The organism is Alcaligenes sp. CHO6 (genome assembly GCF_037120595.1).
GTDB classification, from domain to species: domain Bacteria; phylum Pseudomonadota; class Gammaproteobacteria; order Burkholderiales; family Burkholderiaceae_B; genus Alcaligenes; species Alcaligenes ammonioxydans.
Genome location: NZ_JBANCI010000002.1, coordinates 248,638 through 275,065, shown reverse-complemented (window position 1 = coordinate 275,065; position 26,428 = coordinate 248,638). Strand labels below are relative to the sequence as shown.

Annotated in this window: 25 protein-coding genes and 2 tRNA genes; 19 read left to right on the top strand and 8 right to left on the bottom strand. The window is 56.5% G+C overall.

Annotated features, from left to right (window positions below; genetic code table 11):
* Positions 1 to 91 precede the first annotated feature (91 nt).
* Positions 92 to 568, top strand: a complete 477-nt coding sequence (greA, locus tag V6936_RS09245; protein ID WP_003803370.1) for a transcription elongation factor GreA — start codon at positions 92 to 94, stop codon at positions 566 to 568.
* Between the two features lie 96 nt (positions 569 to 664).
* Here the strand turns inward: greA and V6936_RS09240 are convergent, their stop codons facing one another.
* Positions 665 to 1,261 carry a YhbY family RNA-binding protein gene (locus V6936_RS09240; protein WP_003803369.1) on the bottom strand — a complete coding sequence of 199 codons (597 nt, stop codon included), beginning with the start codon at positions 1,259 to 1,261 and terminating at the stop codon, positions 665 to 667.
* Between the two features lie 17 nt (positions 1,262 to 1,278).
* On the opposite strand from V6936_RS09240, the gene V6936_RS09235 reads away from it, so the two are divergent.
* From V6936_RS09235 to V6936_RS09215, 5 genes are all read left to right on the top strand, one after another.
* On the top strand, positions 1,279 to 1,917 hold the full coding sequence (locus V6936_RS09235; RefSeq protein WP_003803365.1) for an RlmE family RNA methyltransferase: 639 nt from the start codon (positions 1,279 to 1,281) through the stop codon (positions 1,915 to 1,917).
* Positions 1,918 to 2,024: 107 nt separating this feature from the next.
* Positions 2,025 to 3,938, top strand: a complete 1,914-nt coding sequence (ftsH, locus tag V6936_RS09230; RefSeq protein WP_003803362.1) for an ATP-dependent zinc metalloprotease FtsH — start codon at positions 2,025 to 2,027, stop codon at positions 3,936 to 3,938.
* A gap of 27 nt (positions 3,939 to 3,965) precedes the next feature.
* Positions 3,966 to 4,808, top strand: a complete 843-nt coding sequence (gene folP / locus V6936_RS09225) for a dihydropteroate synthase (protein ID WP_039943726.1) — start codon at positions 3,966 to 3,968, stop codon at positions 4,806 to 4,808.
* Positions 4,805 to 6,148, top strand: a complete 1,344-nt coding sequence (glmM, locus tag V6936_RS09220) for a phosphoglucosamine mutase (protein ID WP_003803357.1) — start codon at positions 4,805 to 4,807, stop codon at positions 6,146 to 6,148. The genes folP and glmM overlap by 4 nt, the downstream gene beginning before the upstream one ends.
* A gap of 68 nt (positions 6,149 to 6,216) precedes the next feature.
* Complete coding sequence (locus tag V6936_RS09215) at positions 6,217 to 6,999, top strand: GNAT family N-acetyltransferase (RefSeq protein WP_003803355.1); 783 nt, start codon at positions 6,217 to 6,219, stop codon at positions 6,997 to 6,999.
* Between the two features lie 217 nt (positions 7,000 to 7,216).
* Here the strand turns inward: V6936_RS09215 and V6936_RS09210 are convergent, their stop codons facing one another.
* Positions 7,217 to 8,707, bottom strand: coding sequence for a Ppx/GppA phosphatase family protein (locus tag V6936_RS09210; protein WP_059318721.1), 1,491 nt, complete (start codon positions 8,705 to 8,707; stop codon positions 7,217 to 7,219).
* A 238-nt stretch (positions 8,708 to 8,945) separates the two neighbouring features.
* Here V6936_RS09210 and ppk1 point away from each other — a divergent pair, with 238 nt between their 5' ends.
* From ppk1 to pstB, 5 genes are all read left to right on the top strand, one after another.
* Positions 8,946 to 11,018: a polyphosphate kinase 1 gene (gene ppk1, locus V6936_RS09205; RefSeq protein ID WP_336579767.1), complete on the top strand. Its 2,073-nt coding sequence runs from the start codon at positions 8,946 to 8,948 to the stop codon at positions 11,016 to 11,018.
* Between the two features lie 96 nt (positions 11,019 to 11,114).
* Positions 11,115 to 12,158, top strand: a complete 1,044-nt coding sequence (gene pstS, locus V6936_RS09200) for a phosphate ABC transporter substrate-binding protein PstS (RefSeq protein WP_003803350.1) — start codon at positions 11,115 to 11,117, stop codon at positions 12,156 to 12,158.
* A gap of 219 nt (positions 12,159 to 12,377) precedes the next feature.
* The gene (pstC, locus tag V6936_RS09195) at positions 12,378 to 13,316 is read left to right on the top strand and encodes a phosphate ABC transporter permease subunit PstC (protein ID WP_003802770.1); all 939 of its coding nucleotides are present in this window, start codon (positions 12,378 to 12,380) and stop codon (positions 13,314 to 13,316) included.
* 12 nt (positions 13,317 to 13,328) lie between these two features.
* A complete protein-coding gene (pstA, locus tag V6936_RS09190) occupies positions 13,329 to 14,192 on the top strand; it encodes a phosphate ABC transporter permease PstA (RefSeq protein ID WP_003802768.1) in 864 nt (287 codons plus the stop codon).
* Between the two features lie 33 nt (positions 14,193 to 14,225).
* On the top strand, positions 14,226 to 15,005 hold the full coding sequence (gene pstB, locus V6936_RS09185) for a phosphate ABC transporter ATP-binding protein PstB (protein ID WP_003802766.1): 780 nt from the start codon (positions 14,226 to 14,228) through the stop codon (positions 15,003 to 15,005).
* A 398-nt stretch (positions 15,006 to 15,403) separates the two neighbouring features.
* On the opposite strand, the gene V6936_RS09180 is transcribed toward pstB, so the two are convergent.
* Both V6936_RS09180 and V6936_RS09175 read right to left on the bottom strand, forming a co-directional pair.
* The gene (locus tag V6936_RS09180) at positions 15,404 to 17,029 is read right to left on the bottom strand and encodes an acyl-CoA synthetase (protein ID WP_131071353.1); all 1,626 of its coding nucleotides are present in this window, start codon (positions 17,027 to 17,029) and stop codon (positions 15,404 to 15,406) included.
* Positions 17,030 to 17,270: 241 nt separating this feature from the next.
* On the bottom strand, positions 17,271 to 17,687 hold the full coding sequence (locus V6936_RS09175) for a hypothetical protein (protein WP_003802763.1): 417 nt from the start codon (positions 17,685 to 17,687) through the stop codon (positions 17,271 to 17,273).
* 225 nt (positions 17,688 to 17,912) lie between these two features.
* Here V6936_RS09175 and V6936_RS09170 point away from each other — a divergent pair, with 225 nt between their 5' ends.
* The 3 genes from V6936_RS09170 to V6936_RS09160 are packed head-to-tail and all read left to right on the top strand — an operon-like array spanning position 17,913 to position 20,488.
* A complete protein-coding gene (locus tag V6936_RS09170; RefSeq protein WP_003802760.1) occupies positions 17,913 to 18,461 on the top strand; it encodes a PepSY domain-containing protein in 549 nt (182 codons plus the stop codon).
* 3 nt (positions 18,462 to 18,464) lie between these two features.
* Positions 18,465 to 19,130: a response regulator transcription factor gene (locus V6936_RS09165; RefSeq protein WP_003802758.1), complete on the top strand. Its 666-nt coding sequence runs from the start codon at positions 18,465 to 18,467 to the stop codon at positions 19,128 to 19,130.
* Positions 19,127 to 20,488 (top strand): sensor histidine kinase, encoded by a 1,362-nt coding sequence (locus V6936_RS09160; RefSeq protein WP_003802757.1) that lies wholly within the window; start codon positions 19,127 to 19,129, stop codon positions 20,486 to 20,488. The genes V6936_RS09165 and V6936_RS09160 overlap by 4 nt, the downstream gene beginning before the upstream one ends.
* A gap of 127 nt (positions 20,489 to 20,615) precedes the next feature.
* Here the strand turns inward: V6936_RS09160 and V6936_RS09155 are convergent, their stop codons facing one another.
* Positions 20,616 to 21,017 (bottom strand): DoxX family protein, encoded by a 402-nt coding sequence (locus V6936_RS09155; protein ID WP_003802754.1) that lies wholly within the window; start codon positions 21,015 to 21,017, stop codon positions 20,616 to 20,618.
* Between the two features lie 83 nt (positions 21,018 to 21,100).
* On the opposite strand from V6936_RS09155, the gene V6936_RS09150 reads away from it, so the two are divergent.
* Positions 21,101 to 21,826: a transporter substrate-binding domain-containing protein gene (locus V6936_RS09150; protein WP_336579766.1), complete on the top strand. Its 726-nt coding sequence runs from the start codon at positions 21,101 to 21,103 to the stop codon at positions 21,824 to 21,826.
* On the opposite strand, the gene V6936_RS09145 is transcribed toward V6936_RS09150, so the two are convergent.
* Positions 21,810 to 22,715 carry a LysR family transcriptional regulator gene (locus V6936_RS09145; RefSeq protein WP_336579765.1) on the bottom strand — a complete coding sequence of 302 codons (906 nt, stop codon included), beginning with the start codon at positions 22,713 to 22,715 and terminating at the stop codon, positions 21,810 to 21,812. The two genes, V6936_RS09150 and V6936_RS09145, sit on opposite strands and share 17 nt — an antisense overlap.
* A gap of 97 nt (positions 22,716 to 22,812) precedes the next feature.
* On the opposite strand from V6936_RS09145, the gene V6936_RS09140 reads away from it, so the two are divergent.
* Positions 22,813 to 23,253: a PACE efflux transporter gene (locus V6936_RS09140; protein ID WP_039943594.1), complete on the top strand. Its 441-nt coding sequence runs from the start codon at positions 22,813 to 22,815 to the stop codon at positions 23,251 to 23,253.
* Between the two features lie 100 nt (positions 23,254 to 23,353).
* Here V6936_RS09140 and V6936_RS09135 read toward each other — a convergent pair.
* Positions 23,354 to 23,430, bottom strand: a tRNA-Pro gene (locus V6936_RS09135).
* A 284-nt stretch (positions 23,431 to 23,714) separates the two neighbouring features.
* On the opposite strand from V6936_RS09135, the gene V6936_RS09130 reads away from it, so the two are divergent.
* Genes V6936_RS09130 through V6936_RS09120 form a run of 3 tightly spaced genes read left to right on the top strand, consistent with a single transcriptional unit; the run spans position 23,715 to position 26,284 of the window.
* Positions 23,715 to 25,337, top strand: coding sequence for a flavin monoamine oxidase family protein (locus V6936_RS09130; protein WP_336579764.1), 1,623 nt, complete (start codon positions 23,715 to 23,717; stop codon positions 25,335 to 25,337).
* Between the two features lie 2 nt (positions 25,338 to 25,339).
* A complete protein-coding gene (locus tag V6936_RS09125; RefSeq protein ID WP_081050103.1) occupies positions 25,340 to 25,756 on the top strand; it encodes a c-type cytochrome in 417 nt (138 codons plus the stop codon).
* A gap of 6 nt (positions 25,757 to 25,762) precedes the next feature.
* Positions 25,763 to 26,284, top strand: a complete 522-nt coding sequence (locus V6936_RS09120; protein WP_230406260.1) for a DUF421 domain-containing protein — start codon at positions 25,763 to 25,765, stop codon at positions 26,282 to 26,284.
* A 57-nt stretch (positions 26,285 to 26,341) separates the two neighbouring features.
* Here V6936_RS09120 and V6936_RS09115 read toward each other — a convergent pair.
* Positions 26,342 to 26,418: transfer RNA gene (locus V6936_RS09115), tRNA-Pro, on the bottom strand.
* Positions 26,419 to 26,428 lie beyond the last annotated feature (10 nt).

Sequence of the window (26,428 nt, the reverse complement as noted above, 5' to 3'; positions counted from 1 at the left end):
CCTGTTTGATTGTTTGCCCCATCATCGTTATCCCCCTATCTTCCAGGCGCTCCTGCTACGGAGCGTCTTTTACTTGTTGAGCAGGAATACTATGTCTGCGATCCCATTGACTGCGCAGGGCGCACAACGTTTGCAAGTCGAATTACACCGCCTCAAGACGGTGGAACGTCCGGATGTGATTAACGCCATCGCTGAGGCGCGAGCACAAGGCGATTTGTCCGAGAACGCCGAGTATGATGCCGCGCGTGAGCGCCAGGGCTTTATCGAGGGGCGGATCGCCGAACTGGAAGGCACCTTGTCCAACGCCCAGATTATCGAGCCTGCCGCCCTGGAAGCCGATGGTCGCATCGTGTTTGGCGCCACGGTTGAAATCGAGGACCTGGAGTCAGGCAATACAGTGACTTACCAGATTGTGGGTGATGTTGAAGCGGATATCCGCGCCAACAAAATCTCCATCTCCAGCCCTGTCGCGCGCGCCCTGATCGGCAAGAGCGAGGGCGATGTGGTTGAGGTCAAGGCGCCAGCCGGCATTCGTGAATACGAAATCCTGTCGATCAAATACATTTGATCGGGCGTTGAGCGGCGGGTTTATCCCGCTGCTGCTGACTGCACGCAAAAGAAAGGCCCCTGTACATTCTGCCGGGGCCTTATAATTTACGGGCGCTTAGCGTTTGCCCGAACCGCCCAGTCCACGACGGGCGCCAGCTCGCAAGGACATGGCACTGCCCGGACGACTGGTGCTACGACGTGGCGCAGCAGCCGGTTTGACTGCGGTGAACTTCTGAACGCTGCGCGGGGCGGCCGAGGCTTTTTTCTCCTGGGTGCTGCTGCGTTCAGCCTTCATTTCCGCACGGCGAGCCCGTTCGGTGCTGCGTGTGCGTTGGACGCCGGATGCGGCCAGTTTCTTGGGCGTGTAAGGCTCCGAGGGCTTACGCACCGCGCGAGTAGGTTTTTCGATGGGCGCTCCCAAAACAGGGGGGCGTTCAATATTGGGTCTGTAGATCGTCAGGATTTTGCCCAGATGGTGAATAGGGGCAGCATCGAGCGCATCGCAGATTTGTTCTAACATGGTCAGACGAGCCTGACGGTCATCACCGGCCACGCGAATCTTGATGAGTTGGTGGGCTTGCAGGTGGACGGTGATTTCTTTGAGCACAGCGTCAGTCAGGCCATTGTCTCCAATCAGGACAACTGGGCGCAAAGCGTGAGCAGCAGCACGAAGGTCGCTGCGCTCATGAGGTGTAAGGTTGAGTTTTGGCATAAAGAGATTGTACGGGAATGGCCAAGAAAAAATTCTCTAAAGAGTGGGTTCAGCAGCATATAAATGACCCCTACGTCAAATTGGCGCAACAAAAGGGGTATCGTGCGCGTGCGGCCTTCAAGCTCAGTGAAATATTGGATCTGGAGAAGATTCAGGTTCAGGGCAAGGTCGTGGTGGACCTGGGGTCGACGCCGGGCAGTTGGTCGCAACTGATACGTGAACGCATGGTCGGCCCCGGCGGTGTGCTCAATGGTCGCATTATCGCACTGGATATATTGGAAATGGAACCCATTGCGGGGGTGGAATTCATGCAAGGCGATTTTCGCGAGGACTCGGTGCTGGCGCAGTTGCAGGATTCTTTAAAAGGCGCTGCAGTAGATCTTGTGATTTCGGATATGGCCCCCAACTTGTCTGGTGTGGCATCGGCCGATTCCGCCCGCATCCAGCATTTATGCGAGCTGGCGCAGGAATTTGCCTTGCAGCATCTGACCGATGAGGGTGTCTTGATTGTCAAAGCCTTCCATGGCAGCGGGTTTTCCCAGATCGTGGAATCTTTCAAACAGAATTTTGTCAGAGTCGTCGAGCGTAAACCCAAGGCTTCGCGCGATAAATCCGCCGAGACCTTTCTCGTTGCCCGTGGTGTAAAGCGCAGGTAATTTATGACTTGCCGGTCCTTGAATCGGGTAGAATGAACTATGTATGGCGCTTGTTCAGCTATGTGTAAGCATATCGGACAAGTTATCGCAATCGCAGGAGATTGGCTTTGAACAATTCGTTTTCCAAAGTCGCGATCTGGATGGTTATTGCGCTGGTGCTGTTTACTGTTTTCAAGCAGTTTGACGGCCGGCCGCCAGCCACTGATGGCGTCACTTACACGCAATTCATGAATGATGCCCGTTCCGGCCGCATCAGCAAGGTGGATATTCAGGGTGATACCCTGCATGTCACGCCGGATTCCGGTCGCAGCTACACGCTGACGTCCCCCGGTGACCTGTGGATGGTCCCTGAACTGGTGAAATCCGGTGTGCAGGTATCGGGCAAGGCCCGCGAAGAGCCTTCCTTCCTGACCAGCCTGTTCATCTCCTGGTTCCCCATGCTCCTGTTGATTGGGGTATGGGTGTTCTTCATGCGCCAGATGCAAGGTGGTGGCAAGGGCGGGGCGTTCAGCTTTGGTAAATCGCGTGCCCGTTTGCTGGACGAGAATTCCAACCCCGTGACCTTTGCTGACGTAGCCGGTTGCGACGAAGCCAAGGAAGACGTACAGGAGCTGGTGGACTTTCTGCGCGATCCAAGCCGCTTTCAGCGTCTGGGTGGTCGCATTCCTCGCGGCATCCTGATGGTCGGCTCGCCCGGTACCGGTAAGACCCTGCTGGCCCGTGCCATTGCGGGTGAGGCCAAAGTGCCGTTTTTCAGCATTTCCGGTTCGGACTTCGTGGAAATGTTTGTCGGTGTGGGTGCTTCTCGCGTTCGCGACATGTTCGAAACCGCCAAGAAGCAATCGCCTTGCATTATCTTTATCGACGAAATTGATGCTGTCGGCCGTCAGCGTGGTGCTGGCCTGGGCGGTGGCAACGACGAACGCGAACAGACACTGAACCAGTTGCTGGTTGAGATGGACGGTTTTGAAACGGGCCAGGGTGTGCTGGTGATTGCCGCTACCAACCGTCCTGACGTGCTGGACCCCGCTTTGCTGCGTCCAGGCCGTTTCGACCGCCAAGTCGTTGTCGGTCTGCCTGACATCCGTGGTCGCGAGCAGATTCTGAAAGTTCACATGCGTAAAGTGCCTTTGGCACCCAACGTGGACGCTGTGGTGCTGGCTCGCGGTACGCCCGGTTTCTCCGGCGCCGATCTGGCCAACCTGGTCAACGAAGCCGCCCTGTTTGCAGCGCGCCGTAACGGTCGCACCGTGGATATGCAGGACTTCGAGCGCGCCAAGGACAAGATCATCATGGGTGCAGAACGTCGCACCATGATCATGCCCGAGGAAGAGCGTCGCAATACGGCCTACCACGAAGCGGGTCACGCGCTGGTGGCTTGCATGCTGCCCAAGACAGATCCGGTTCACAAGGTCACGATCATCCCTCGTGGTCGTGCCCTGGGCGTCACCATGCAATTGCCGGAAGGTGATCGTTACAGCATGGACAAAGAGCGCCTGTTGAACATGATTGCCGTGCTGTTTGGGGGACGTATTGCTGAAGAAGTGTTCATGAATCAAATGACCACTGGCGCGTCGAACGACTTTGAGCGGGCTACGCAGATTGCTCGCGACATTGTGACGCGCTACGGGATGACCGACTCCCTGGGCCCGGTTGTCTACGCCGAAAACGAAGGTGAAGTGTTTCTGGGTCGTAGTGTGACCAAGACCACGCACGTATCCGAAGCCACCATGCAGAAAGTGGATTCCGAAATCCGCAAGATCATCGATGAGCAGTACGCTGTTGCGCGCAAGCTGATCGAGGACAATAGCGACAAGATGCATGCCATGGCCAAGGCTTTGCTGGAATGGGAAACCATTGATGCCGATCAGATCGACGACATCATGAAAGGTTTGCCGCCACGGGCGCCACACGTGCCCAACAGCAATGACAACACGCCTTCCGATGGCGCCACGCCTCCCGCAGCGGGTCCCAGCCCAGCGGATGACAAAGGTGCCGCGGCGTCAACGCCCGTTGCTTAACTTACTTACCTAGGCCACGCCTATTTCATGAATTACCCTGAGTGGTCTTGTGGGCGCTTCCAGTTTGGGCTGGAGCGCCCTTTGGTTATGGGGATTGTGAATGTCACCCCAGACTCCTTTTATGATGGCAATACTCACAATGACTTGCCTCGGGCGCTGGACCACGCCCGTCAATTAATCGCCGAAGGCGCAGACATTCTGGATATCGGTGGCGAGTCCACTCGCCCTGGTGCCGAGCCCGTTTCCCTGGAACAAGAACTTGAGCGTGTGATTCCTCTGATCGAGGGCCTGCGCGAGAGTGGTGTGGCTTTGTCGGTGGACACCTTCAAGCCAGAGGTCATGCGTGCCAGCCTGGCTGCCGGTGCCGATATGATCAATGACATCTACGCCTTGCGCATGCCCGGCGCCATCGAGGCTGTCCGGGACTCGGGTTGCGGCCTATGCGTCATGCATATGCAGGGCGAACCAAGAACCATGCAAGAGCAGATTCACTATGATGATGTTGTCGTTGATGTACGTCATTTTTTGCAACAACGATGTGACGCCTTAGTAAGCGCAGGCATTGAATCCAAGCGTATCATGCTGGATCCCGGCTTCGGCTTTGGTAAAACAGCAGCCCACAACTATCAGTTGTTACGTGGTTTGCAGCAGGCGGCAGTACCTGGTTACCCCTGGTTGATCGGTTTGTCGCGTAAATCCATGATTGGCCATGTCACGGGAAAACCCGCCAGTGAGCGTTTGATTGGCAGTCTATCGGCAGCCCTTGCCTGCGTGGCGCGGGGCGCAAAAATTGTCCGTGTCCATGATGTAGCCGCCACGCGCGAAGCGTTGGATGTGTGGAATGCGGTTGAATGTGGAGTCTCTGAATGAGCGATCGTAAATATTTCGGCACCGATGGTGTCCGCGGTGAAGTAGGTGGTCCAACCATTAACCCGGAGTTCGCCTTGCGTTTGGGTTACGCAGCTGGACAAGTGCTGGCCGCCCAGTACGAGGGTAGCGGTCGCCCCACTGTTGTAATTGGCAAGGACACGCGGATTTCCGGCTATATGCTGGAATCGGCGCTGGAAGCGGGCTTGTCGGCTGCTGGTATCGACGTCTTGCTGGCAGGGCCTGTGCCTACGCCTGCGGTGGCGTATCTGACACGTACGCTGCGTCTGGCAGCCGGTATCGTAATCTCCGCCTCGCACAATCCGTACTACGACAATGGCATCAAATTTTTCTCCGCTCAAGGCACCAAGTTGCCGGACGAGGTCGAGTTGAAGATCGAGCAGGCCATTGACCAGCCCATGCATTGGGTCAAGTCCGAGTCCTTGGGGCGTGCCCGCCGTCTGGCCGACTCGGCCGGCCGCTATATCGAATTTTGCAAGAGCGCTTTTCCCAATGACCTGAACCTGGATGGGCTGCGGATTGTGGTGGATGCGGCGCACGGTGCGGCTTACAACATTGCTCCGCATGTGTTTCGCGAGCTGGGTGCAGAGGTAATTGCCGTGGGCGTGCAGCCCGATGGCTTTAACATCAACCAGGAAGTGGGCGCTACCTATCCCGAGAAGCTGGCCGAAGAGGTGCGCAAGCATGGCGCTGATCTGGGTATCGCACTGGATGGCGACGCCGACCGTCTGCAGATGGTTGACTCGCAAGGGCGCATCTACAATGGTGACGAACTGTTGTATCTAATTGTTGCGGATCATCTGCAGACTCAGCCCGTTAAAGGGGTCGTGGGCACGCTGATGACCAACCTGGGTTTCGAGAAGAAGATGCAGGAACTGGGCGTGGAATTTGCCCGTGCCAAAGTGGGCGACCGCTATGTGCTGGAACTGATGCAGCAGAAAGGGTGGGTTTTCGGTGGCGAAAGCTCGGGTCATTTGTTGTGTCTGGAATGGCACACAACGGGCGATGGCATCATTGCCGCCCTGCAGGTCCTGACCGCTCTGTGTCACAGCGGCAAGAGCCTGCCTGAATTGACCCAAGGCCTGAAGATGTATCCGCAGATCATGGTTAACGTTCCTTTACAGCCCGGTCAGGACTGGAAGAACCATGCTGGTTTGCAACAAGCTACCCGAGAAGTCGAAGAAATGCTGGGCGATCGCGGTCGTGTGCTGATACGCGCCTCGGGCACCGAACCCAAGCTGCGTCTGATGGTGGAAGCAGAACAAACCGAGCTGGCTCAAGCAGGCATTGATACCTTGCTTGCAGTAGATTTAATGAAATAGTAATGTGGCTATCAAATACCTGAAACATTGTTTGTGCATGATGCACGAAAGTGTTTGGAGTCATCACGATGCTAAATCTTGAGCGCGAACGTACTGAAGTGGATTGGGGAAATACTTGGGCGGGTCATACTGTAGGAGGCTTGGCCTTGCGTCTGGCGCGCACCCAGGCCGAGCTCGAATGCCTTCAGCGCTTGCGTTTTCAGGTTTTCACTCAGGAAATGAACGCAGTCTTTCCAGACCAGCACAATGGTCTGGATATAGATCGCTTTGATCCCTGGTGCGAGCATTTCATGGTTACCGAGCCCGAAGAAAATCGGGTTGTCGGTACTTATCGCTTGCTCACCCCTGAAAATGCCTATAAAGCGGGCGGCTATTACTCAGAGTCCGAATTTGATATCAGTGCCCTGGATGGGCTGCGTCCCAGCCTGGTTGAGGTGGGGCGCTCCTGCATCCACCCCGACTATCGCAACGGGTCGGCCATCATGATGTTGTGGGGTGGTATTGCGGCATTGACACGGGTGGGGGGCTATCGCTATTTGCTGGGCTGCGCCAGCGTCAGCCTGCGCGATGATGGTGTTACGGCAGCCGAAGTCTGGCGTGTGGCCCAAAAGTCCATGCAGGACAATCCGCAGCTCCCTCGTGTGCAACCCTTGAACCGCTACCCGGTCGAGCGTTTGAACAGCGATTTGCCGGCGCGCATCCCCCCGCTGATCAAAGGATATTTGAAGCTGGGTGCCACCATTTGTGGTGAACCGGCCTGGGACCCCGATTTCAATACGGCGGACTTTCCCGTCCTGCTGGATCTGGAGGCCATGGACGAGCGCTACAAACGTCATTTTGGTCTGGTCTAGGCCGGGTCGGCTCCAAGCTGTTTGAGACGGGCCGGGGTAGCTTGCCTGGATTTGAAAAAACCCCCGAAAGTTGGATGACGATCCGACTTTCGGGGGTTTTTTTGAGTGGGCGGGCCGACGGGAGCCCACAGACTTTTGACTTTGTTCCGGGCAGCAATCCCGATCCACCGTGGTGACTGTCTGGCCGTGTCTGGGCAGGGGCCGGGCGGCAAGGTGCTTAGACTAACTCCAGGCTCAGGTCATTGATGTCACTTTGCCAGGCTTGGACTTCAGCCTGCAAGGAGGCCTGCGTCAAAGGGTGATTGGCCATCCAGTCGTGATCGACATGAATCAGGACAGTTTTGCCACGGGCTTCCAGTCTGAGCGGCAACGTCTCTCTGTCCTCCCGGCGACGCATGAGCATGACCGCCAGGCGCAGGCTCAGTAAAGTCAGCCACCAGGCATTGGTGCTTTCAAAACGCTTCAGCTTGCCCAGCTTGCCTTGGTGACCCAAGCTCAGGAAACTGAGCAAGGCCTGGTCATCGTTGGAAAAGCCGGGCATATCGGCATGTTCCAGTACGTAAGCGGTGTGCTTGTGATAATCGGCATGCGCGATGCTCAGGCCCACTTCATGCAGATCGGCGGCCCAGCCCAACTGGCGTTGCAGCTCCTGAACTTCGGGCGTATCGGGCAGTTTCAACTGGTCGAAAAACTGCAGGGCGGCATCGTGAACCCGGTGAGATTGGCGCGTATCTACCTGATAACGCTTCATCATCTGCTGAACAGTCTGGTCGCGTTGATCGTGCTCTGATTCGCGCCCGAGCATGTCGTAGAGAACCCCTACTCGCAAGGCTCCTTCGCCGGGCAGCATCTGGCGGATCTTCAGCTCCTGAAAGGCGGCCATCATGATGGCCAGACCTGCTGCCAGTACCGGCGCGCGGTGCGGCTTGATGCCGCTCAGGTTGCGCATGTCCACCTTGCCATCCTGGATCAGGCGTTTGCGCAGCAATTCCATGCCTTCCAGGGTGATGCCCTTTTTGGACATGCCATTTTCCTGCAGGATGGCGATCAGTCCCTTGGCGGTGCCCGAGGAGCCGTAAGCTTCCTGCCAGCCAGTTTTGCGGTACTGACGCGTGATCCCTTCCAGTTCCCGGCGTGCCGCCAGAATGGCATGGTTCATGCGTTCTTCGGTAATGAGGCCGTCCGCAAAGAATTTGTCGGTGTAGCTGACACAGCCCATATAAAGCGACGACAGCAGCAAGGGCTTGAGACCTTTGCCAATAATGACTTCTGTCGAACCGCCACCAATATCAATCATCAGGCGGCGATTGGGGGAAGGGGGCAGCTCGTTGCTGATCCCCGAGAAAATCAGTCGGGCCTCTTCGTGGCCGGAGATGACCTCGATGGGAAAGCCAAAGGCTGCTTCGGCAGCGGGCAGCACTTCGCTCAAATTGCGTGCAACCCGAAAGGTGTTGGTGGCAACGGCACGAACACGATTGGGGTGAAAGCCGGCCAGGCGTTCGTTAAAGCGTTTCAGGATGACTACCGCACGTTCAATGGCATCGGGGCTGATGTACTTGTCGGGGCCCATGCCGGCGGCGAGTCGGACAGATTCGTTAAGGCGGTCAATGGTGTAGATCTGGGCATGACCGTTGTGTTGAACCACACGTCCAATGGATAAACGAAAGCTGTTGGAGCCCAGGTCCACAGCGGCAAGAAGTTGTTCCATGAGGCATCGCTCGGGATGATTACTGTGCGATTATAAGGACATTAATCATGGCTTTTGTTACATGAACAGGAAAATTAAGAAAAGTTAGCTTAAACCTGTGGGGAAGGCGATAGCCGGTCGTCTCTTTTGCTAGGCAGGCGTGAGTGGCACCCGGATGGCATCTGGGTCATAGAGCTGTAACATTCATGTAGTAAAAGTCTGACACTCCCCTCTTTTTTGGCTTTTTAACGACCTCACCATGCTGCCTTCCCCAGATTCAACCTTGCTAAACCGTGAGTTGTCCTTGCTCAAGTTCAATGAGCGAGTGCTGGCCATGGCCGAAAACCCAACTACGCCTTTGCTGGAGCGCTTGCGCTATATCTGTATTGTCAGTTCGAACCTTGACGAGTTTTTCGAAATCCGCATCTCCAGCCTGAAAGAGCAGATTTTGCAGAATCCTCATCAAGTGGGGGATGACGGGTTTTTGCCTCAACAGGCGTTTGACAAGGTGCAGGCGGCCGCCCATCAACTGGTTGAGAAGCAAAACGATTTGTTAATGGACGATGTATTGCCAGCACTTATGGAGGAGGGCATTGGCTTACTACTGACCGCGCTATGGACACCGGCCCAGCGCGAGTGGGCTTATCAGACTTTTTTGCGTGATGTCATGCCTTTGCTCACGCCGATTGGCCTGGACCCGGCCCATCCCTTTCCCCGTGTCTATAACAAAAGCCTGAACTACATTGTGGAGCTCAGTGGCGAGGATGCTTTTGCCCGCAGCGGCACCATTGCCATTGTGCAGGCCCCCCGTGCCCTGCCGCGGGTAATCCAGGTCCCCGACGATATAGCGGGGATTCCTCAGGGCTATATGCTCTTGACCTCCCTGATCAGTGTATTTGTGGGGGAGCTGTTTCCCGGTATGGATGTAAAGGGCTGTTACCAGTGGCGGGTTACGCGCAACAGTGATCTGTTTGTGGACGAGGAAGAGGTCACCAATTTGCGCGCCGCCTTGCAAGGCGAGCTGTCGCAACGCAACTTTGGTGCAGCGGTACGCCTTGAAATTGACCGCTCCATGCCCGAGCGCCTGGAGCGCTTTTTGCAAAGCGAGTTTTCGCTGGATGTCCCTGATACCTACCGAGTCAGCGGCCCGGTCAACCTGACCCGTTTGATGCAGCTGTGCAATGTGCCGGATCGCCCTGATCTTCTGTTTCCGGATTACCGCGCTCCGATTCCTGCGCCTTTTGATTCAACGTTTGAGTCTCCGGCCCAGTTTTTCGAGGCGATTTCCCGCAAGGATCAGTTGCTGCACCATCCCTACCAGTCATTTCAGCCTGTCTTGAGCTTTTTGCGGGCTGCCGCAGCGGACCCGGCTGTGGTGGGTATCAAGCAGACCATTTATCGTACCGGTGAAGACTCGGAACTGATGAACATTCTCCTGTCGGCTGCGCGTGCAGGCAAGGAGGTGACGGTGGTGGTCGAGCTCATGGCCCGCTTTGATGAGCAGACCAATATCAATTGGGCGGCCAAGCTGGAAGAGGTGGGCGCGCATGTCAGTTACGGGGTGGTGGGGCACAAAACCCATGCCAAAATGGCGCTGGTCCTGCGTCGTGAAGCAGGAGCCATCCGTCGCTATGGCCATTTGGGGACGGGAAACTATCATCCACGTACCGCTCGCCTGTATACGGACTTCGGTTTGCTGACCGCCAATCAGGAAGTTTGCGAGGACATGGACAAGGTGTTTTCCATGCTGACCGGTCTGGGCGCCTGGCGTCCCTTAAAGCGCTTGCTGCAGTCGCCCTTTACCCTGCACGACAGCATGATGGACCGGATTCAGGCCGAAACCGAGCGCGCGTTGGCAGGCAAGAAAGCCCGTATCATGGCCAAGATGAATTCCTTGCTGGAGCCCAAGATCATTCAGGCGCTCTATGACGCCAGCCAGGCAGGGGTCAAGGTGGATCTGATTGTGCGTGGCGCTTGCGCGCTGCGTGCTGGCGTAAAGGGCTTGTCGGAGAACATCCAGGTGCGTTCGATTATCGGACGCTTTTTGGAGCACTCACGGGTTTTCTATTTCTACAATGGTGGGCAGGAAGAAGTCTTTATTTCTTCGGCCGACTGGATGGACCGCAACTTCTTTCGCCGGGTCGAACTGGGTGTGCCCGTACTGGATCGCAGCCTGAAAAAGCGGGTGATTGCCGAAGCCTTTACCTACGCCTTGCGCGACAATCAATTGTCCTGGAAGGCCAGCCCGGACGGGACGTATAACCGTATTCGCAGCCGTGGGGCGCCATTTAACCTGCACCAGAACCTGATGCAACGACTGGGTGCTGGATGAAATACAGACTGTCATGAACATGTCATATAGCCTGTTTATGATGACGTTACATACAGGGTGGGCCTGTCTTCTGACTATCATCAAGAGGATTTCTCGATGTTAAAACGTGTATTCAACAAGGTAAGTATTGCTCTGGCGTTCAGCGCTTTTGCGGCCACTGCCACAGCTGCAGACGTCACCGGTGCGGGTGCGTCGTTCCCTTACCCAATCTATGCCAAATGGGCGGCTGAATACGCCAAGCAAACCAATAACCGCGTCAACTACCAGTCGATTGGTTCGGGTGGTGGTCAGCAGCAGATTATTGCCAAGACGGTGGATTTCGGTGCTTCGGATGACCCGATGAAGGTCGAGACGCTGGAAAAAGAAAACCTGTTGCAGTTCCCCGCCGTCATCGGTGGTGTGGTGCCTGTGATCAACGTGGAAGGCATCGAGCCTGGCAAGCTGAAACTGTCGGGCAAAGTGCTGGCTGACATCTATCTGGCCAAGATCACCAAGTGGGACGATGCAGCCATCAAAGAGCTGAATCCTGATCTGACTCTGCCTAACAAAGACATCGTGGTGGTTCACCGCTCCGACGGTTCGGGCACCACCTTTGGCTGGACCAACTACCTGTCCAAAGTGTCACCCGACTGGAAATCCCAGGTTGGTGAAGGCAAGGCTGTGAAGTGGCCTACCGGTCAAGGTGGCAAGGGTAACGAAGGCGTGGCCGCTTACGTGCGTCAGCTGCAGAACTCGATCGGCTACGTGGAATACGCCTACGCCAAGCAGAACAAACTGTCCTGGACCCAGTTGCAGAACAAGGACGGCCAGTTCGTCCAGCCTGGTCAGGAAAGCTTTGCGGCCGCCGCTGCCAATGCAGACTGGGCCGGTACGCCTGGCATGGGTGTGATCCTGACTGAAGAGCCTGGCGCCAAGTCCTGGCCCATCACGTCGGCGACCTTCATCCTGATGCACAAGGTGCAGGACAAGCCTGAAAATGGTAAAGAAGTGTTGAACTTCTTTAACTGGGCCTTCGAGAACGGCGCCAAGTCTGCTGAAGAACTGGATTACGTGGCTCTGCCCAAAGACGTCACCGACAAGATCAAGGCGGCTTGGGCTGCTGAAATCAAGACCAAAGACGGCGCTGCGGTCTGGAAGTAAGATTCGTGTTCAAATATAGGTCAGTTGTAAATTGATCTTGCGAGACGGCCCACCTCTAGGTGGCGCCGTCTTTATTATGTAAAAATTACGGTTTTGTCTTGAACGCACAGCGCGTGACCTTATCGGTTTGCCGGACCTGTCCAGCCCTGGCTGTTACAGAATCCATAAATCGGTTGCAGTGCGTTTGTCCCATTCCGGCCTGACCCTTCATCTGTCTACATGAAATCAAATCAGAACGCCTTTATGGACGGCATTTTCAAGAACATGACGCGCTCGTTTGCGTTTCTCGTGTTCATTTTGCTGGCTGCCATCTCTATTTCCCTGATCTATGGAAGCCGGGAATCCATTGCCGAATACGGTTTCTCTTTTCTCTGGACGAATAATTGGGATCCGGTCAATAACGAATATGGCGCATTGGTACCTATTGCCGGTACCTTGCTGACCTCTTTTATCGCCCTGTGTATTGCCGTGCCAGTCTCGTTCGGGATTGCCATGTTCCTGACGGAACTGTCGCCGGCGTGGTTGCGTCGTCCCTTGGGGACGGCCATTGAAATGCTGGCTGCCATCCCGTCCATTATTTATGGCATGTGGGGCCTGTTTGTCTTTGTGCCCCTGTTTCAGCGCTATGTTCAGCCTGGCCTGATCTCCTTTTTTGAGGGGGTGCCCGTGCTGGGCCAGATCTTTGCGGGTCCTCCCTTCGGCATCGGTGTGTTCACCGCGGGGCTGATTCTGTCAATCATGGTGATCCCCTTCATTACCGCGGTGATGCGTGACGTGTTCGAGCTGGTTCCTCCCATGCTCAAAGAGTCCGCCTATGGTTTGGGCAGCACTACCTGGGAAGTGATGTGGCGGGTGGTTCTGCCATTCACCAAGAACGGGGTGATTGGCGGGATCATGTTGGGTCTGGGGCGCGCACTGGGTGAAACCATGGCCGTCACCTTTGTGATTGGGAACTCCTTTAACTTGCCCAGCTCGCTGTTTTCGCCCTCGAACTCGATTGCATCGGCACTGGCCAACGAGTTTAACGAAGCCGGTGGCATGCAGAAATCCGCCTTGCTGGAGCTGGGTCTGATCCTGTTCCTGATCACCACGGTTGTGTTGGCGATCTCCAAGCTGCTCTTGTTGCGTCTGGCCAAGAACGAAGGCACCTCGCGCTAAGGATCACCTACCATGTTTGATAAAAAATCTGCAATTAGTCTGAGCAACCCGATCTACAAACGCAGGCAGGTATTTAACCGTCTGATGCTGGGTGTGTCTTTTGCTGCCTTGATCTTTGGCCTGTTCTGGTTGTTCTGGATTATCTGGACCCTGATCGAGAAGGGCAGCAGTGCCATGGCCTGGTCCCTCTTGTTTGAAAGCACACCGCCTCCAGGTGGCGAGGGGGGGCTGCTCAACGCCATCGTCGGCAGTGTCATGATGGCTGGCGTCGGTACCCTGATCGGCACGCCGATTGGCATTCTGGCCGGGACCTATCTGGCCGAGTACGGTCAGCGCGGCTGGCTGGCCCCGGCGACCCGCTTTCTGAACGACGTGTTGTTATCGGCACCGTCCATCATTATTGGTTTGTTCATCTACGCCGTGTACGTGGCTCAGGTAGGACACTATTCGGGTTGGGCCGGTTCTTTGGCTCTGGCCATTCTGGTGATCCCCGTAGTGGTGCGCTCTACCGACAATATGCTGATGCTGGTCCCCAATGGCCTGCGTGAAGCGGCCGCGGCACTGGGCTGCCCCAAGTGGAAGATCGTGATGTCCATTTCCTACCGAGCCGCTTTGCCCGGTATCGTGACGGGGGTTCTTCTGGCCGTCGCCCGGATTGCGGGTGAAACGGCTCCCTTGTTATTCACTGCCTTGAACAACCAGTTCATGTCCATGAATATGAACGCGCCGCTGGCCAACCTGCCAGTGGTCATTTTCCAATATGCTGCCAGCCCCTTTGAGGACTGGAACCGTCTGGCCTGGGCAGGTGCGGTGTTGATTACCTTGCTGGTGTTGGGTATCAATATCCTGGCTCGAAGCCTTTTCCGCCAAAAATAACGTTTTCACGGAGCGCCCTAGTCGGCCAACGCTATGAGTCAAATTATTACCTCCGACGAATCGACCAAGATTGAAATCCGTAATCTGAATTTCTTCTATGGCAAATTCCATGCCCTGCGCAATGTGAACATGTCTATCAAGGAAAAGAAGGTCACGGCCTTTATCGGACCATCTGGTTGCGGTAAATCCACCTTGCTGCGCACGCTGAACCGCATGTACGAGCTGTATCCCGGCCAACGTGCTGAAGGCGAAATCCTGCTGGACAATGAAAACCTTCTGACCTCCAAACAGGACATTTCCCTGATCCGTGCCAAGGTGGGCATGGTGTTTCAGAAGCCGACGCCGTTTCCCATGAGCATTTATGACAACGTGGCCTTTGGCGTGCGTTTGTTCGAGCGCCTGAGCAAAGGTGAAATGGATGAGCGTGTGGAATGGGCCCTGTCCAAAGCCGCATTGTGGAATGAGGTGAAAGACAAGCTGCATCAAAGCGGTAACGGTTTGTCCGGTGGTCAGCAGCAGCGTCTGTGTATCGCTCGCGGTGTGGCGATCAAGCCCGAGGTTCTGTTGCTGGACGAGCCCTGCTCGGCGCTGGACCCTATTTCCACGGCCAAGATTGAAGAGCTGATTGCCGAGCTGAAAACCGATTACACCGTGGTCATCGTGACCCACAATATGCAGCAGGCCGCACGCTGCTCGGATTACACCGCCTACATGTACCTGGGCGAGCTGATGGAATTTGGTGAAACCGACCAGATTTTCGTCAAACCAGCCCGCAAGGAAACCGAAGACTACATCACAGGTCGTTTCGGTTAATCAGACACGGGCAGATCCCCTTGCCTTGGTGGCATGGACGAGCGTCTGTGCCACCGCCCCCTGCCTGTAGATTGCACACAAGGGCTTTCCGTCTGAGCAACACCCCATGCATTGGATACGCATCCAGTTATTGGGGTGTTTCTTTATGGGGGAAGGAGAGGGGGCAGACCCCGGCAACAGCCTAAAGCAAGGCCTCAACAGGGGCGTTCAGTCATGCTCGCTTCGCGCTTAAACGGGAGCCCTGACGTGCGCAGAGAGAGTCGGCCTCATGAGTGGGCTGGGCTTGCGTCAGGAAGCTCACTGCTCAGTGACCTGTTCCGTGCTGACACGGTAGGTAAGCAGCGTCGGGCTCAGGCGAGCGCTCATCGAGGATTGGCGATCGCCCGGCACCCGTGCGGCTATTGGCTTAATTTGCGTAATGCGTGGCGAATGACCTTGCCGGTGGTCGTCATGGGCAGGGCATCCACAAACTCAATCAAGCGGGGATACTCATGCGCTGCGACCCGTCGCTTGATGTGCTCCTGAATTTCCTTGATCAGATTCTGTGATGGTTCGACGTCCTCTTTGAGGACAATAAAGGCCTTTACGACTTCGGTGCGTTCCGGGTCGGGTACTCCGATCACGGCCGCCATCGCCACTGCCGGGTGCCCCATCAGACCATCCTCAATCGGGCCAGGGCCGATTCGGTAGCCGGAGCTGGTAATGACATCGTCGTCCCGGCCCACGAACTGGATATAGCCGTGCTCATCCTGCGTGCCTTTATCGCCGGTCAGTAGCCAGTTTCCTACAAATTTTTCTTTAGTGGCTTCAGGTCGCTGCCAGTAACCCAGAAACATGACTGGGTCAGGAGCCTGGACAGCAATATGGCCTTCGACACCGGCTTTTTGAATTTGCCCCTGGTCATCCACAATCGCCACCCTGTGGCCGGGCACGGGCTTGCCGATTTTACCTGCCTGACCGGGAAACCAGGCCGAGCAGGAGGACACGATCATATTGCACTCGGTCTGCCCGTAGAACTCGTTGATGGTGATACCCAGTTCCTGTTTGGCCCAATCCAGCAGTTGTGCGCCCAGTGACTCTCCGCCGCTGGCAATGGACCGCAGCTTCAAAGGCCATTGTTCGCGCGACCACTGGCTGCGGCGTAGCATTTTTAGGGCAGTAGGCGGCAGGAAGGTATGCGTTACACCCTGTTCGGACATCAACCTCCAGGTCGCCTCGGCATCGAACTTGGGAAAACGGTATGCCAGCACAGGGATACCGTGATGCCAGGCGGGCAGCAGGACATCGAGCAGGCCGCCAATCCAGGCCCAGTCAGCGGGTGTCCACATCAGCCCCTCGCCTGTGGGCAGGAAGTTGTGGGACATTTCCACGCCAGGCAAATGCCCCAGCAGGACCCGGTGGGCATGCAAGGCTCCTTTGGCCGACCCCGTGGTGCCGGAGGTGTAGATCAGCAGCGCCGGGTCGTCGGCGCGAGTAGTCAGTGTGCGCGGTGCTGGCTCAGGATGGGTGTGAATGGCGTGCCACAAGGACAGAGCCTGCTCCTGATCTTGCTGGCTGTCAGTCTGATAAAGATGCTTGAGCTGCGGCAGATGTTCGCGCAAAGGCAGTACCGTTTCCAGACCCTGTTGATCGGTAATCAATGTGCTGGCGCCCGAGTCATTCAAGCGATAACGCAGGGCCTCGGTGCCGAACAGGGTAAATAAAGGCATGGCGATGGCGCCAATCTTGTAAGTCGCCAAGTGAGCCAGGGCAGTTTCCAGACCTTGAGCCAGGAAAATGGCGATTCTATCGCCGGGCTGAATGCCTTGTGCCTGCCAGGCGGCCGCCAGGGAGTCGGACCAGGCCTTGAGCTGATCGAATGTGTAGCGTTTGACCTGCCCATCGGACAGTTGCTGGATCAGCGCCAGGCGCCCGGAGCCATCGGCCCACTTGTCGCAGGCATCATGGGCAATATTGTAGTGTTCAGGAATGGACCAGTGAAATTCCGAGTAGCTTTGTGAATAGGCAGAATCAGCAGACAGCATGAGAGGCACTTTTCCCGTAGGTAAGACAGACCTTCATCCTAACGTCTTGTGCGGGATGACCCTATCGGTACTAGCCAGTAGACACGAGAAACGGCGCTGGGCAGGCGCCGTTTCTCGTTCCGCTTTTTTTGCGATTAGAGCAATGACAAAGGACAAGCACCGATGGTTGAGGCTAGCCCTGTGTCGCGAGTCGCCCGCGCGGAGGGGGACGTCAGGGGAATCATGCGATTTGCGGGTGGTTTTAGCTCTTTTGCTGCTCGCTGGCAGGGGTTTGAGTTTGTTGACCCTTGCCATCGCGATGGCCGCGGCGGTGCTGGCCATCAGCTTTGCGCTCGACCACGGTGAAAGCACCGTTTTCACCTTCAGAGCGAACCCGGACCACTTTGCCGTCTTTATCCACGACCATGGCCATAATGCGATCGCCCCGCTGATGCAGGCTGCCCACCTTGGTATAGCCGGCCTCTTTCAGACGCTGGTAGGCCGGACCGATATCGGTGACTTCGTCGGCCGTCAGCGGCTTGTGGTCGCGGGCCTGGCGAGTTTGTTTCTGGGTGCTTTGCGTTGGGGCCGCGCCCGTGGTTTCTTGAGCGATGGCAGCGGTGCCGCCCAACAGACTTGCGCTCACTACCAGGGCAGAAAAAAGGGACATACGTTTCATATAAAGCTCCTTCATGTAATCAACAAGTAGTGCTGTCAGATTCCTGGGTAGCTTCCTTTTAAGAGGGAAGATGTGTGTGTCCTGTCAGCTTGGTGCCCATTATGGACAAGGGGCTCTGAATCTAAACTGAAGTTGCTGTTCATGTTATGTTCATCCGCAGCTTGCTATATAAGGGGGGGGTGACTTTTTTGATTCCTCTTTTTTGTTCTGCACGTACCGGTTCGTATGACCTCCATTAAACAGTCCGCACTGCTGATGTGTCTGGCCGCCGTTTGGGCGGCTGTGGCGCCTGGGGCGGCGGCTCACGCTCACGACTCTTCCGCCTGCGACCGTCAGAAACGGCAAGGCGTGCCCGCGTGGGACAGGACGGAGCATTCGGATTGGTCAGGGCATGATTATCTGGGCGATGACGATTGCCTGCGCCGTTTGCCGGCCGCTCCCCCCGCACCCGCAGCACCGCCTCCCAATGAGCGTTTTGGTCCCAGTCCCTACTGGCCACCGGGCCCGGCCTATCGGGGGCATGACCAGGCGCGTGAAGCGGTGCGTCGGGGCGAGGCTTTGCCACTGCGGGAGGTCTTGCGCCGGGTTCGGGAAGATTATCCGGGGCGGGTGCTGCGCGTGCAGTTTGAATATGACGAGCGTCTTGAACTATGGGTGTATGACTTGCGCATGCTGGTCGATGACAACCGCCTGTTGCGCCTGAAAGTGGATGCCTTGAGTGCCGAAGTGCTGCTGGTGCGTGGGGTCAAGCGTTCTCATTCGAAAGGACATTGAATAATGCGGATACTGGTTGTCGAAGATGAACCGACCCTGGCGGGGCAGTTGCAACAGGCTCTGGAGCGGGCGGGCTATGCCGTTCAGGTCGCTCATGATGGCGAGCAGGGGCATTATCAGGGTGAGGTGGAAGCTTTTGATGCGGTGGTGCTGGACCTGGGTCTGCCTGGCATGGATGGCGTGTCGGTGCTGCGGCGTTGGCGCGCCTCGGGCCTGACCATGCCCGTGCTTATTTTGACCGCCCGTAATGACTGGCATGACAAAGTCGAGGGAATGGACGCGGGCGCAGACGACTATGTTGCCAAGCCGTTTCACATGGAAGAGCTGTTAGCCCGCATTCGCGCCTTGCTGCGCCGTGCCGCGGGACAGGTGAATCCGCGCTTGCAACTGGGCCAACTGGAGCTGGATGCGCGTTCGTCTTCAATTACCTGTGCAGGCATGGTGCTGTCGCTGACCAGCCATGAATATCGCTTGCTGGCTTTCATGATGCACCATCCTGCCCAAGTCCTGTCGCGTACCCAACTGACCGAGCATATTTATTCGCAGGACTTTGAGCGCGACTCCAACACCATCGAGGTGTTCATTGGCCGTCTACGCAAAAAGCTGCCGCCCGGCTATATCGAAACCGTGCGCGGCATGGGCTACCGTTTGGTAGACCCGCAAGCATGATTGCCGGGCGTGGTCGGGCCACCCTGGGCTCCTTGCGCAGCCGGCTCTTGCTGGGAACCCTGGCCTGGATCTTGCTCAGTATCATTCTGGCCGGGCTAGGGCTGAACCGTTTGTTTCAGGACCATGTGTATCGCCAGTTCGAGCAGCGTTTGCAGACTCATCTGGACCAGATCATGGCAGACGTCAATCTGGACGCGGCCGATGGTGTCACTTTGCAGTCGCGCCTGAGCGATCCCTTGTTTGAGCAACCTTATTCGGGCATGTACTGGCAAATTGCCCGGCGCGAGGCCGGCAGCCCGCAATGGACGGTGGCTTTGCGCTCGACCTCCTTATGGGATGAGGCCCTGGATGTGAACGCGCCCGATGCGCCCGGGGGCGTGTTGTCTTTGCCCGGCCCGGAAAAGCAGCGCTTGGTGGTGTTGCGCCAGGAGCTGGACGAGGTTAACGACAAGGGCCAAAGCCTGCAGATCATGGTGGCAGGCAACCGGGAGCTGCTGGCCGAGCCCTTGGCCCGTTTTGAGCGGATTCTGTTCCTGTCTCTGGGCGGTTTGGCCGTGGGCCTGATTTTGGCGGCCATCTTGCAGGTGGTGCTGGCCTTGTATCCCTTGCATCTGTTGCGACGCCGTTTGCTGGATGTGCAGGAAGGGCGCGAACCGCAAGTCAGCGGCAATTTTCCTAGCGAAATTCAGCCCTTGGTGGACGATTTCAATGCAGTGCTCAGTGCGAATGCAGGCATGGTGGACCGCGCACGGGCTCAGGCTGGCAACCTGGCCCATGCCGTCAAAACCCCGTTGACGATTATGGGCAACGCTGCTCAGGCGCACGATCCGCATCTGGCAGCATTGGTCAGCGAGCAGGTGGCCTTGGCCCAGCGACAGGTGGACCACCACTTGTCGCGGGCAAGGGCTATGGCGGTACGCGCCATTGGTGTGCGTACGGATGTGTCGGCCTGCCTGCAGTCCCTGTGTCGGGTGATGGGGCGTTTGCATAGCGACAAGCAGATCCATCTGAATCTGCCTGATCAGGAACTGCTTTTTAAAGGCGAGGAGCAGGACCTGCAGGAGATGGCCGGGAATTTGCTGGATAACGCCTGCAAGTGGGCGACGCAGAATGTGTGGTGCCAGGTGTGGCAGCAGGACAATGTGCTGCATCTGGTGGTGGAAGATGATGGCCCCGGCCTGGACCCGGAGCAACTGGAGCGTGTGTTTGGCCGTGGTCAGCGCGCAGATGAACGACACCCCGGTTTCGGTTTGGGACTGGATATTGTCCGTGAGCTGGCGCGCAGCTATCAGGGCAAGGTGCAAGCCAGCGCATCGGAGAAGGGGGGGTTGCGGCTGGATTTGACCTTGGCGAGTTAGGGCAGGAAGTGGAGGTGGTTCGCGGATGGAGTGGCGGGTGCGGTCAGGGCTAGGGGGCGGTACTAATCACCCATGAAAAACGCCCGGCGAAGCGGGCGTTTTTTAAAGATCTGACCTCAGGCCAGCATTAGTTCCACGGGCCAGCATCGCCGCCCAGGCTGTAGCGTCCGGCACCAATCAAGCCTACGGTCAATGCGCCGATCAAGAACATGCCTTGTAGCTCCAGAACCCAGATGCCTTGGGCGTTAAAGCTGCCGATCTGGTTGCTGTGGGCCAGGAGCAAGGCAATAAGCATGTTCATGGCTACAATCAAACCGCCTGCACGAGCATAAAAACCCAGGATCATCAGGACAGGAGCAATCACTTCGCCTATGTACACGCCCCAGGCCAGAAAGCCGGGCATATTATTGGCGATCAGCATTTTTTCGATGCCTCCAATGCCATAACGTATCTTGGCAACGCCGTGCAGCAGGATCAGTACACCGACCGTGACACGCAGCAAGAGTTTTCCAAGGTCATCGCGAGACATAGAGACGCTCCATTCATGTTGTGGGACAGCAAGGTGCGTTATTGTAGAAGACCGGGTTCTTAAAAGTATGACGGAGCATTTACATGACACAAAAGCAGGCTGTCGCAGCAGAACTGGCCCCCAGCGGGGTTTTGCGTGTTGCCATGAATTACGGCAATCCCGTCCTGGCCCAGCGCGGTGCCCATGAGCAGTCCCCTAAAGGTGTTTCAGCGGATCTGGCTCGCAGTGTGGCTCAGGAGCTGGGCCTGCCGGTGCAGTTCCATGGCTATGATGCAGCCCAGGCCGTGGTTGAGGCGGTGTACCGTGACGAGTGGGATCTGGCCTTTCTGGCGATTGATCCCAAGCGTGCGGAGAAGATCCGCTTTAGCGAGGCTTATGTGCATATTGAAGGCACGTATCTGGTACGCGAGGAGTATGCCTTTCAGACCGTGGACCAGCTGGATCGGCAGGGCGTGTGCATTGCGGTGGGCAAAGGCGCAGCCTACGACCTGTTTCTGAGCCGACATTTGAACCACGCAGATCTGGTGCGGGCGACAACCTCTGCCGATGCGATTGATCTGTTTGTAGAGCAGGAACTGGATGCCGCTGCCGGTGTGCGTCAGCCTCTGGAGCGCTATGCGCGTTCCCGCAGCGGTTTGCGTGTATTGCCCGATAGTTTCACCGTCATTCGTCAGGCCATGGCGGTGCCATCGGAACGTACGCTGGCCCATGCCTGGATCGAGGCTTTTATTGCCCGGCAGAAAAAAGAAGGGATGGTGGCGCAGTTTCTGGCGGACAGTGGTCAGGCCAACGTCACCGTGCCGGAGTAGGGTGAAGGCGGGGGTGGAGCGCGTTTTGCAGCGCCTGCCTGAACAGGGCTTGAGCCTTGCCGGCTTCCTGCCCCTTGGCTTGCAGCAGATAAATGGGCAAGTCCAGGCCATTGCTGCCCGTTGAAAACTGGATTCGTGCCAAACGCCCAGACTTCAATGAGGGACCCAGGCACGACAAGGGAAGATTAGCCCATCCCAGCCCCCGTTCCACCAGTTCCAGTGTCATGGCCAGACTATCCGTTTTCCATTGACGAAGGCTGAGCATGGATCGGTCTTTGCCGGTGTCGTTCTGCGGGCTGCTGATCACGATTTGTCTGTGGGCTTTCAACTCTTCCAGCGGGCGGGGGCCATTTTGCAGCAGGGGATGGCCGGGCGCAGCCACTGCGCTGATCGTTTCGGTCCACAGGGACTGAACAATTCCCACACTTTCCAGCTCCAGTCCGCCATAGGCAATGCACAAGTCCAGCTCGCGTTTTTTCAAGGCCTCGATCAAGGTGTCTTGCGCTGCCGTTCGCAGTTCGATGTCCAGGCCGGGATAGTGTTGCTCCAGAGCTTGCAGGGCGGTCAACGCGGGCTTGGGGTCGACATCACAGACCAGGCCCAGGCGCAAATAGCTTTCCAGACCTCCCGACAGTTCCTGCAGGTGAAGGCGTAAGGCCTGAAGGCGGCTGGCGATCAGTCTGGCATCGGGCAGCATGGCCAGCAGCTCGGCGGTGGGGACGGGTTCTCGACGGCTGCGATCAAACAGGGTCAGGTCCAGCTCTGCCTCCAGATTGGCGATGGCCATACTGACGGCGGACTGGGTGCGCCGCAACGTCCGTGCCGCTGCGGAGAAAGAACCGTGCTCCACCACGGCTAACAACAGTTCAAGATGGTCACTGGTAAGCATGCCTAAATCATCAGAAAAATTGATGGAATCTGACTTTTTCTAAAAGCTGTACTGCGGATAATCATGCTTTCTACGGTTTTAAGCAAGGATGTGTATCGTGCAGGGATGGAAAAGAAGAGTGGTGTATATCGGCCTGTTTGAATTGCTGGGCATGATGGTAGCGGCGACGGTCCTGGCTCAGTTAAGCGGCGCGGGGCCCATGCAAAGCGGTGTGCTTTCGTTCATGATCAGCACTTGCGCGGTAACGGTAAACCTGTTCTACAACATGATGTTTGAGGCCTGGGAGCGTCGTCGCCATATACAGGCTCGTACGTTCTGGCACCGGGTAGTGCATGTGGCCGGTTTCCAGCTTGTGCTGGTGTCCTTGCTGATCCCCTTAATCGCCTGGTGGCTGGATATCAGCTTGTGGAAGGCGTTTTTAATGGAGGCGGTATTGCTGGCGTTCTTTCCGCTGTTTGCCTTTTTCTATAACTGGGCATTTGATTGTATTTTTGGTCTGCCCGATTCGGTCGGCCTGAGCCCCAGCCAGACCCGCTAAGGACAAAAAGCTCCTATCCCCGTGGTTAAGGTGGGGCAAGGCTTAAGAGAACCAAAACAAAAAGGCCTTGCAGATTGCTCTGCAAGGCCTTTGAATTTTTTGGTCGGGGCGGCGGGATTCGAACTCGCGACCCTCTGGTCCCAAACCAGATGCGCTACCAGGCTGCGCTACGCCCCGACTAAGAAAAAAATTATAGCGTGTGAGAGTGAACTTGGCAAGCAAATGAGTTCTGAGTACGTAAGAAACCAAGGGTGACAGGGGGTCAGTGAACCTTGAGTGCGGTAAACGTATGTTTCTATTGAGGGATTAACTATTTTAGGTGCTTATAGTTAAGTGGCAATTTGATAACAAAGCAAGGTGTTCTTTGTTGTTTTCCATAGGGGCAGCATTCATGCACCGGGGGTAGATAAAAAAGTTGGGGGTGAATGCTGCTCATCATTTTTCCAAGAGGAGAACGCACGATGAGCCAAGTTTCACAGGGTGGGAGACTGACACGACGACACTTTCTGACCATGGTTGGGTACGCTGCGGGTGGCGCAGCGATGTATCAAGCCATGATGCGCCTGGGGCATGCCGCAGAGGGTAGTTATGACGGGCCGATTCGCCTGGAGGGTAAACCCAGGCCCGGGACCTCTGTCGTCATTCTGGGAGCGGGTCTGGCCGGTATGGTGGCCGCGTTAGAGCTGCGCAATGCCGGCTATCAGGTCAAGATTCTGGAATATCGCCACAAGGTCGGGGGACGCAACTGGACCTTGCACGGTGGGGACAGCTATACCGAGTTGGGGGGCGCCAGGCAGGATGTCAAGTTCGACAAGGATCAGTACATCAACCCTGGTCCGTGGCGCATACCCTTCCATCACCGGGCCTTGCTGGACTACTGCAAGCGGCTCAAGGTCAAGCTGGAGCCGTTTATCCAGTACAACTACAACGCTTATCTGCATAGCAAAGACCACTTCAATGGCAAGCCCCAGCGCTTTCGCCACATTCATGCAGATTTTCAGGGGCAGGTCTCCGAGCTTTTGTCCAAAGCCATCCATACCCACTTGCTGGATGCCCCCTTGTCCACAGAGGATCAGGAGAAATTGCTGGAAGCCTTGCGGAGCTGGGGCGCGTTGGACAAGAACATGGCGTATGTGAAAGGCCATACCAGTTCCGAGGTACGTGGTTTCGAGCGTGATCCGGGAGGTGGCCTGCATGCTCAACCCGAGTTTTCCGAACCGTTGAAGCTGGCTGATATTGTGCGCTCCAGCGTTTGGCACAATATGGGTATTCATGATTTGTACGAGTTCCAGCAGACCATGTTTCAGCCGGTCGGCGGCATGGATCAGATTGGCGCTGCGTTTGGTAACGAGCTGGAAGGGCTATTTACGTTTAATGCCAAGGTCACGGCCATCAAACAGAACGATGGCAAGGTGACGGTCGGCTACAAGGATCAAATCACGGGCCGTGAGCACACCGAAATGGCCGACTGGTGTGTCTGCACGATTCCCTTATCCATCCTCAGCCAGATTGATCTGGATGCCAGCAAGGCACTGCATGCTGCCATCGATGCCGTCCCTTATGCCCCTTCAGTCAAGGTCGGACTGCAGTTCAAACGCCGTTTCTGGGAGGATGACGAAGCGATTTATGGAGGTATCAGCTACACCGATTTGCCGATTACACAGATTTCCTACCCGAGCGCGGGCATGATGGCGGGCGGAAAAGGTGTTTTGCTGGGCGGTTACATGTTCGGGCCCAGCGCGGTGGAGTGGACGTCGCTCAGTCCGGAGGATCGGATCAGGAAAGCCGTGGAGTATGGCGCGCAGATTCATCCTCAGTACAAGGACGAGTTCGAGAGCGGGGTGGCCGTAGCCTGGCACCGCGTACCCTGGACACTGGGTTGCTACGGCATGTGGACGGATCAGACACGGGCTGCTCATTACGAGAACCTGTGCCAGATTGATGGTCGCCTGGTCCTGGCCGGTGAGCACGCCTCTTATGTCAACGCCTGGCAGGAAGGGGCCGTGCTGTCGGCCCTCAATGCCATTACCCGCCTGCACAGTCGGATTGTGGGCGAGCAACACGCTGATTCCCAAGGAGGGTAGTCATGATGATACGAGCACTCACGGTTTTTCTGGCTTGGGGTCTGATGAGCGCCAGTCATGCTGATACGGCAGTAGTGGGGGGCGATAAAGTGGTATTTACCCAGACTAGCGGTCAGGAAATTTATGAGCAAGTGTGTGCTTCCTGCCATATGATCGATGGCAAGGGCGCTCAGGGGGCCGGAATTTATCCGTCTTTGTCCCAGAACCCGAAACTGGGCGCACCTGCCTATGTGGTGTTTATGGTGAACCAGGGTAACAAGGGTATGCCTGGTTTTGGTGGTGTGCTCAATGACGAGCAGATAGCCCAGGTCGTCAATTACGTGCGCTCCCATTTGGGTAACGAGTTCAATGACACGGTCACGGCCAAGGAGGTGGCCGCGCAGCGCCCCAAGGAGCATCAGTATTTCGACCTGAACTAAATATGGATGGTTGACGCTATGCAGGCGATGGGTTGGAGCACGGTCTTTGCTGTGGAAATCCCCGTGATGGAGTCGGTGTTGCGGGGTACCGTGGTTTATTTCGTTCTGTTTATTCTGCTGCGCCTGGCGGGGCGGCGTGAGCTGGGGTCGTTAGGCGTTGCCGATCTGCTCATACTTTTGTTGATTGCCGATGCCAGCGGCAATGCCATGACGGGAGGCAGCAACTCCTTGACTGACGGCTTGCTGGTGGCGGCGACGATTGTAGGGTGGGGGTTTGTGGTCGATTGGCTGATGTATCAGTTTCCCGCGCTCAACAAGCTGGTTACACCCCGCAAAGTGTGTGTGGTCAGGGATGGGCAGTACCAGTGGCGGAATATGCGTCGGGAGTTTGTGACCCGCGACGAGATTCTCAGTGAAATGCGGCTGGCTGGCATCAAATCGCTCGATGAGGTCTGCGCCGCGTACATTGAGCCCAATGGCAAACTCAGTTTCTTGAAGGCGGAGCCAACTGAGACGGGTCCAGGGTAAAAGCCAAGGGCCGCAGGCAATAAAAAAGCACCGTTAAACGGTGCTTTTTTAAAATAGTGGTCGGGGCGGCGGGATTCGAACTCGCGACCCTCTGGTCCCAAACCAGATGCGCTACCAGGCTGCGCTACGCCCCGACTAAAGACA

What these genes read in the sequence shown, in the direction of transcription:
- V6936_RS09165 (WP_003802758.1), top strand. Translation starts at nt 18,465, where the DNA reads ATGCGGATACTGGTTGTCGAAGATGAACCGACCCTGGCGGGGCAGTTG.
- V6936_RS09210 (WP_059318721.1), bottom strand. Translation starts at nt 8,707, where the DNA reads ATGGAACAACTTCTTGCCGCTGTGGACCTGGGCTCCAACAGCTTTCGT.
- V6936_RS09130 (WP_336579764.1), top strand. Translation starts at nt 23,715, where the DNA reads ATGAGCCAAGTTTCACAGGGTGGGAGACTGACACGACGACACTTTCTG.
- V6936_RS09175 (WP_003802763.1), bottom strand. Translation starts at nt 17,687, where the DNA reads ATGAAACGTATGTCCCTTTTTTCTGCCCTGGTAGTGAGCGCAAGTCTG.
- folP (WP_039943726.1), top strand. Translation starts at nt 3,966, where the DNA reads ATGAATTACCCTGAGTGGTCTTGTGGGCGCTTCCAGTTTGGGCTGGAG.
- ppk1 (WP_336579767.1), top strand. Translation starts at nt 8,946, where the DNA reads ATGCTGCCTTCCCCAGATTCAACCTTGCTAAACCGTGAGTTGTCCTTG.
- V6936_RS09150 (WP_336579766.1), top strand. Translation starts at nt 21,101, where the DNA reads ATGACACAAAAGCAGGCTGTCGCAGCAGAACTGGCCCCCAGCGGGGTT.
- V6936_RS09125 (WP_081050103.1), top strand. Translation starts at nt 25,340, where the DNA reads ATGATGATACGAGCACTCACGGTTTTTCTGGCTTGGGGTCTGATGAGC.
- greA (WP_003803370.1), top strand. Translation starts at nt 92, where the DNA reads ATGTCTGCGATCCCATTGACTGCGCAGGGCGCACAACGTTTGCAAGTC.
- V6936_RS09180 (WP_131071353.1), bottom strand. Translation starts at nt 17,029, where the DNA reads ATGCTGTCTGCTGATTCTGCCTATTCACAAAGCTACTCGGAATTTCAC.
- pstS (WP_003803350.1), top strand. Translation starts at nt 11,115, where the DNA reads ATGTTAAAACGTGTATTCAACAAGGTAAGTATTGCTCTGGCGTTCAGC.
- V6936_RS09235 (WP_003803365.1), top strand. Translation starts at nt 1,279, where the DNA reads ATGGCCAAGAAAAAATTCTCTAAAGAGTGGGTTCAGCAGCATATAAAT.
- V6936_RS09170 (WP_003802760.1), top strand. Translation starts at nt 17,913, where the DNA reads ATGACCTCCATTAAACAGTCCGCACTGCTGATGTGTCTGGCCGCCGTT.
- V6936_RS09160 (WP_003802757.1), top strand. Translation starts at nt 19,127, where the DNA reads ATGATTGCCGGGCGTGGTCGGGCCACCCTGGGCTCCTTGCGCAGCCGG.
- V6936_RS09155 (WP_003802754.1), bottom strand. Translation starts at nt 21,017, where the DNA reads ATGTCTCGCGATGACCTTGGAAAACTCTTGCTGCGTGTCACGGTCGGT.
- pstA (WP_003802768.1), top strand. Translation starts at nt 13,329, where the DNA reads ATGTTTGATAAAAAATCTGCAATTAGTCTGAGCAACCCGATCTACAAA.
- pstC (WP_003802770.1), top strand. Translation starts at nt 12,378, where the DNA reads ATGAAATCAAATCAGAACGCCTTTATGGACGGCATTTTCAAGAACATG.
- V6936_RS09120 (WP_230406260.1), top strand. Translation starts at nt 25,763, where the DNA reads ATGGTTGACGCTATGCAGGCGATGGGTTGGAGCACGGTCTTTGCTGTG.
- V6936_RS09145 (WP_336579765.1), bottom strand. Translation starts at nt 22,715, where the DNA reads ATGCTTACCAGTGACCATCTTGAACTGTTGTTAGCCGTGGTGGAGCAC.
- V6936_RS09240 (WP_003803369.1), bottom strand. Translation starts at nt 1,261, where the DNA reads ATGCCAAAACTCAACCTTACACCTCATGAGCGCAGCGACCTTCGTGCT.
- V6936_RS09215 (WP_003803355.1), top strand. Translation starts at nt 6,217, where the DNA reads ATGCTAAATCTTGAGCGCGAACGTACTGAAGTGGATTGGGGAAATACT.
- pstB (WP_003802766.1), top strand. Translation starts at nt 14,226, where the DNA reads ATGAGTCAAATTATTACCTCCGACGAATCGACCAAGATTGAAATCCGT.
- glmM (WP_003803357.1), top strand. Translation starts at nt 4,805, where the DNA reads ATGAGCGATCGTAAATATTTCGGCACCGATGGTGTCCGCGGTGAAGTA.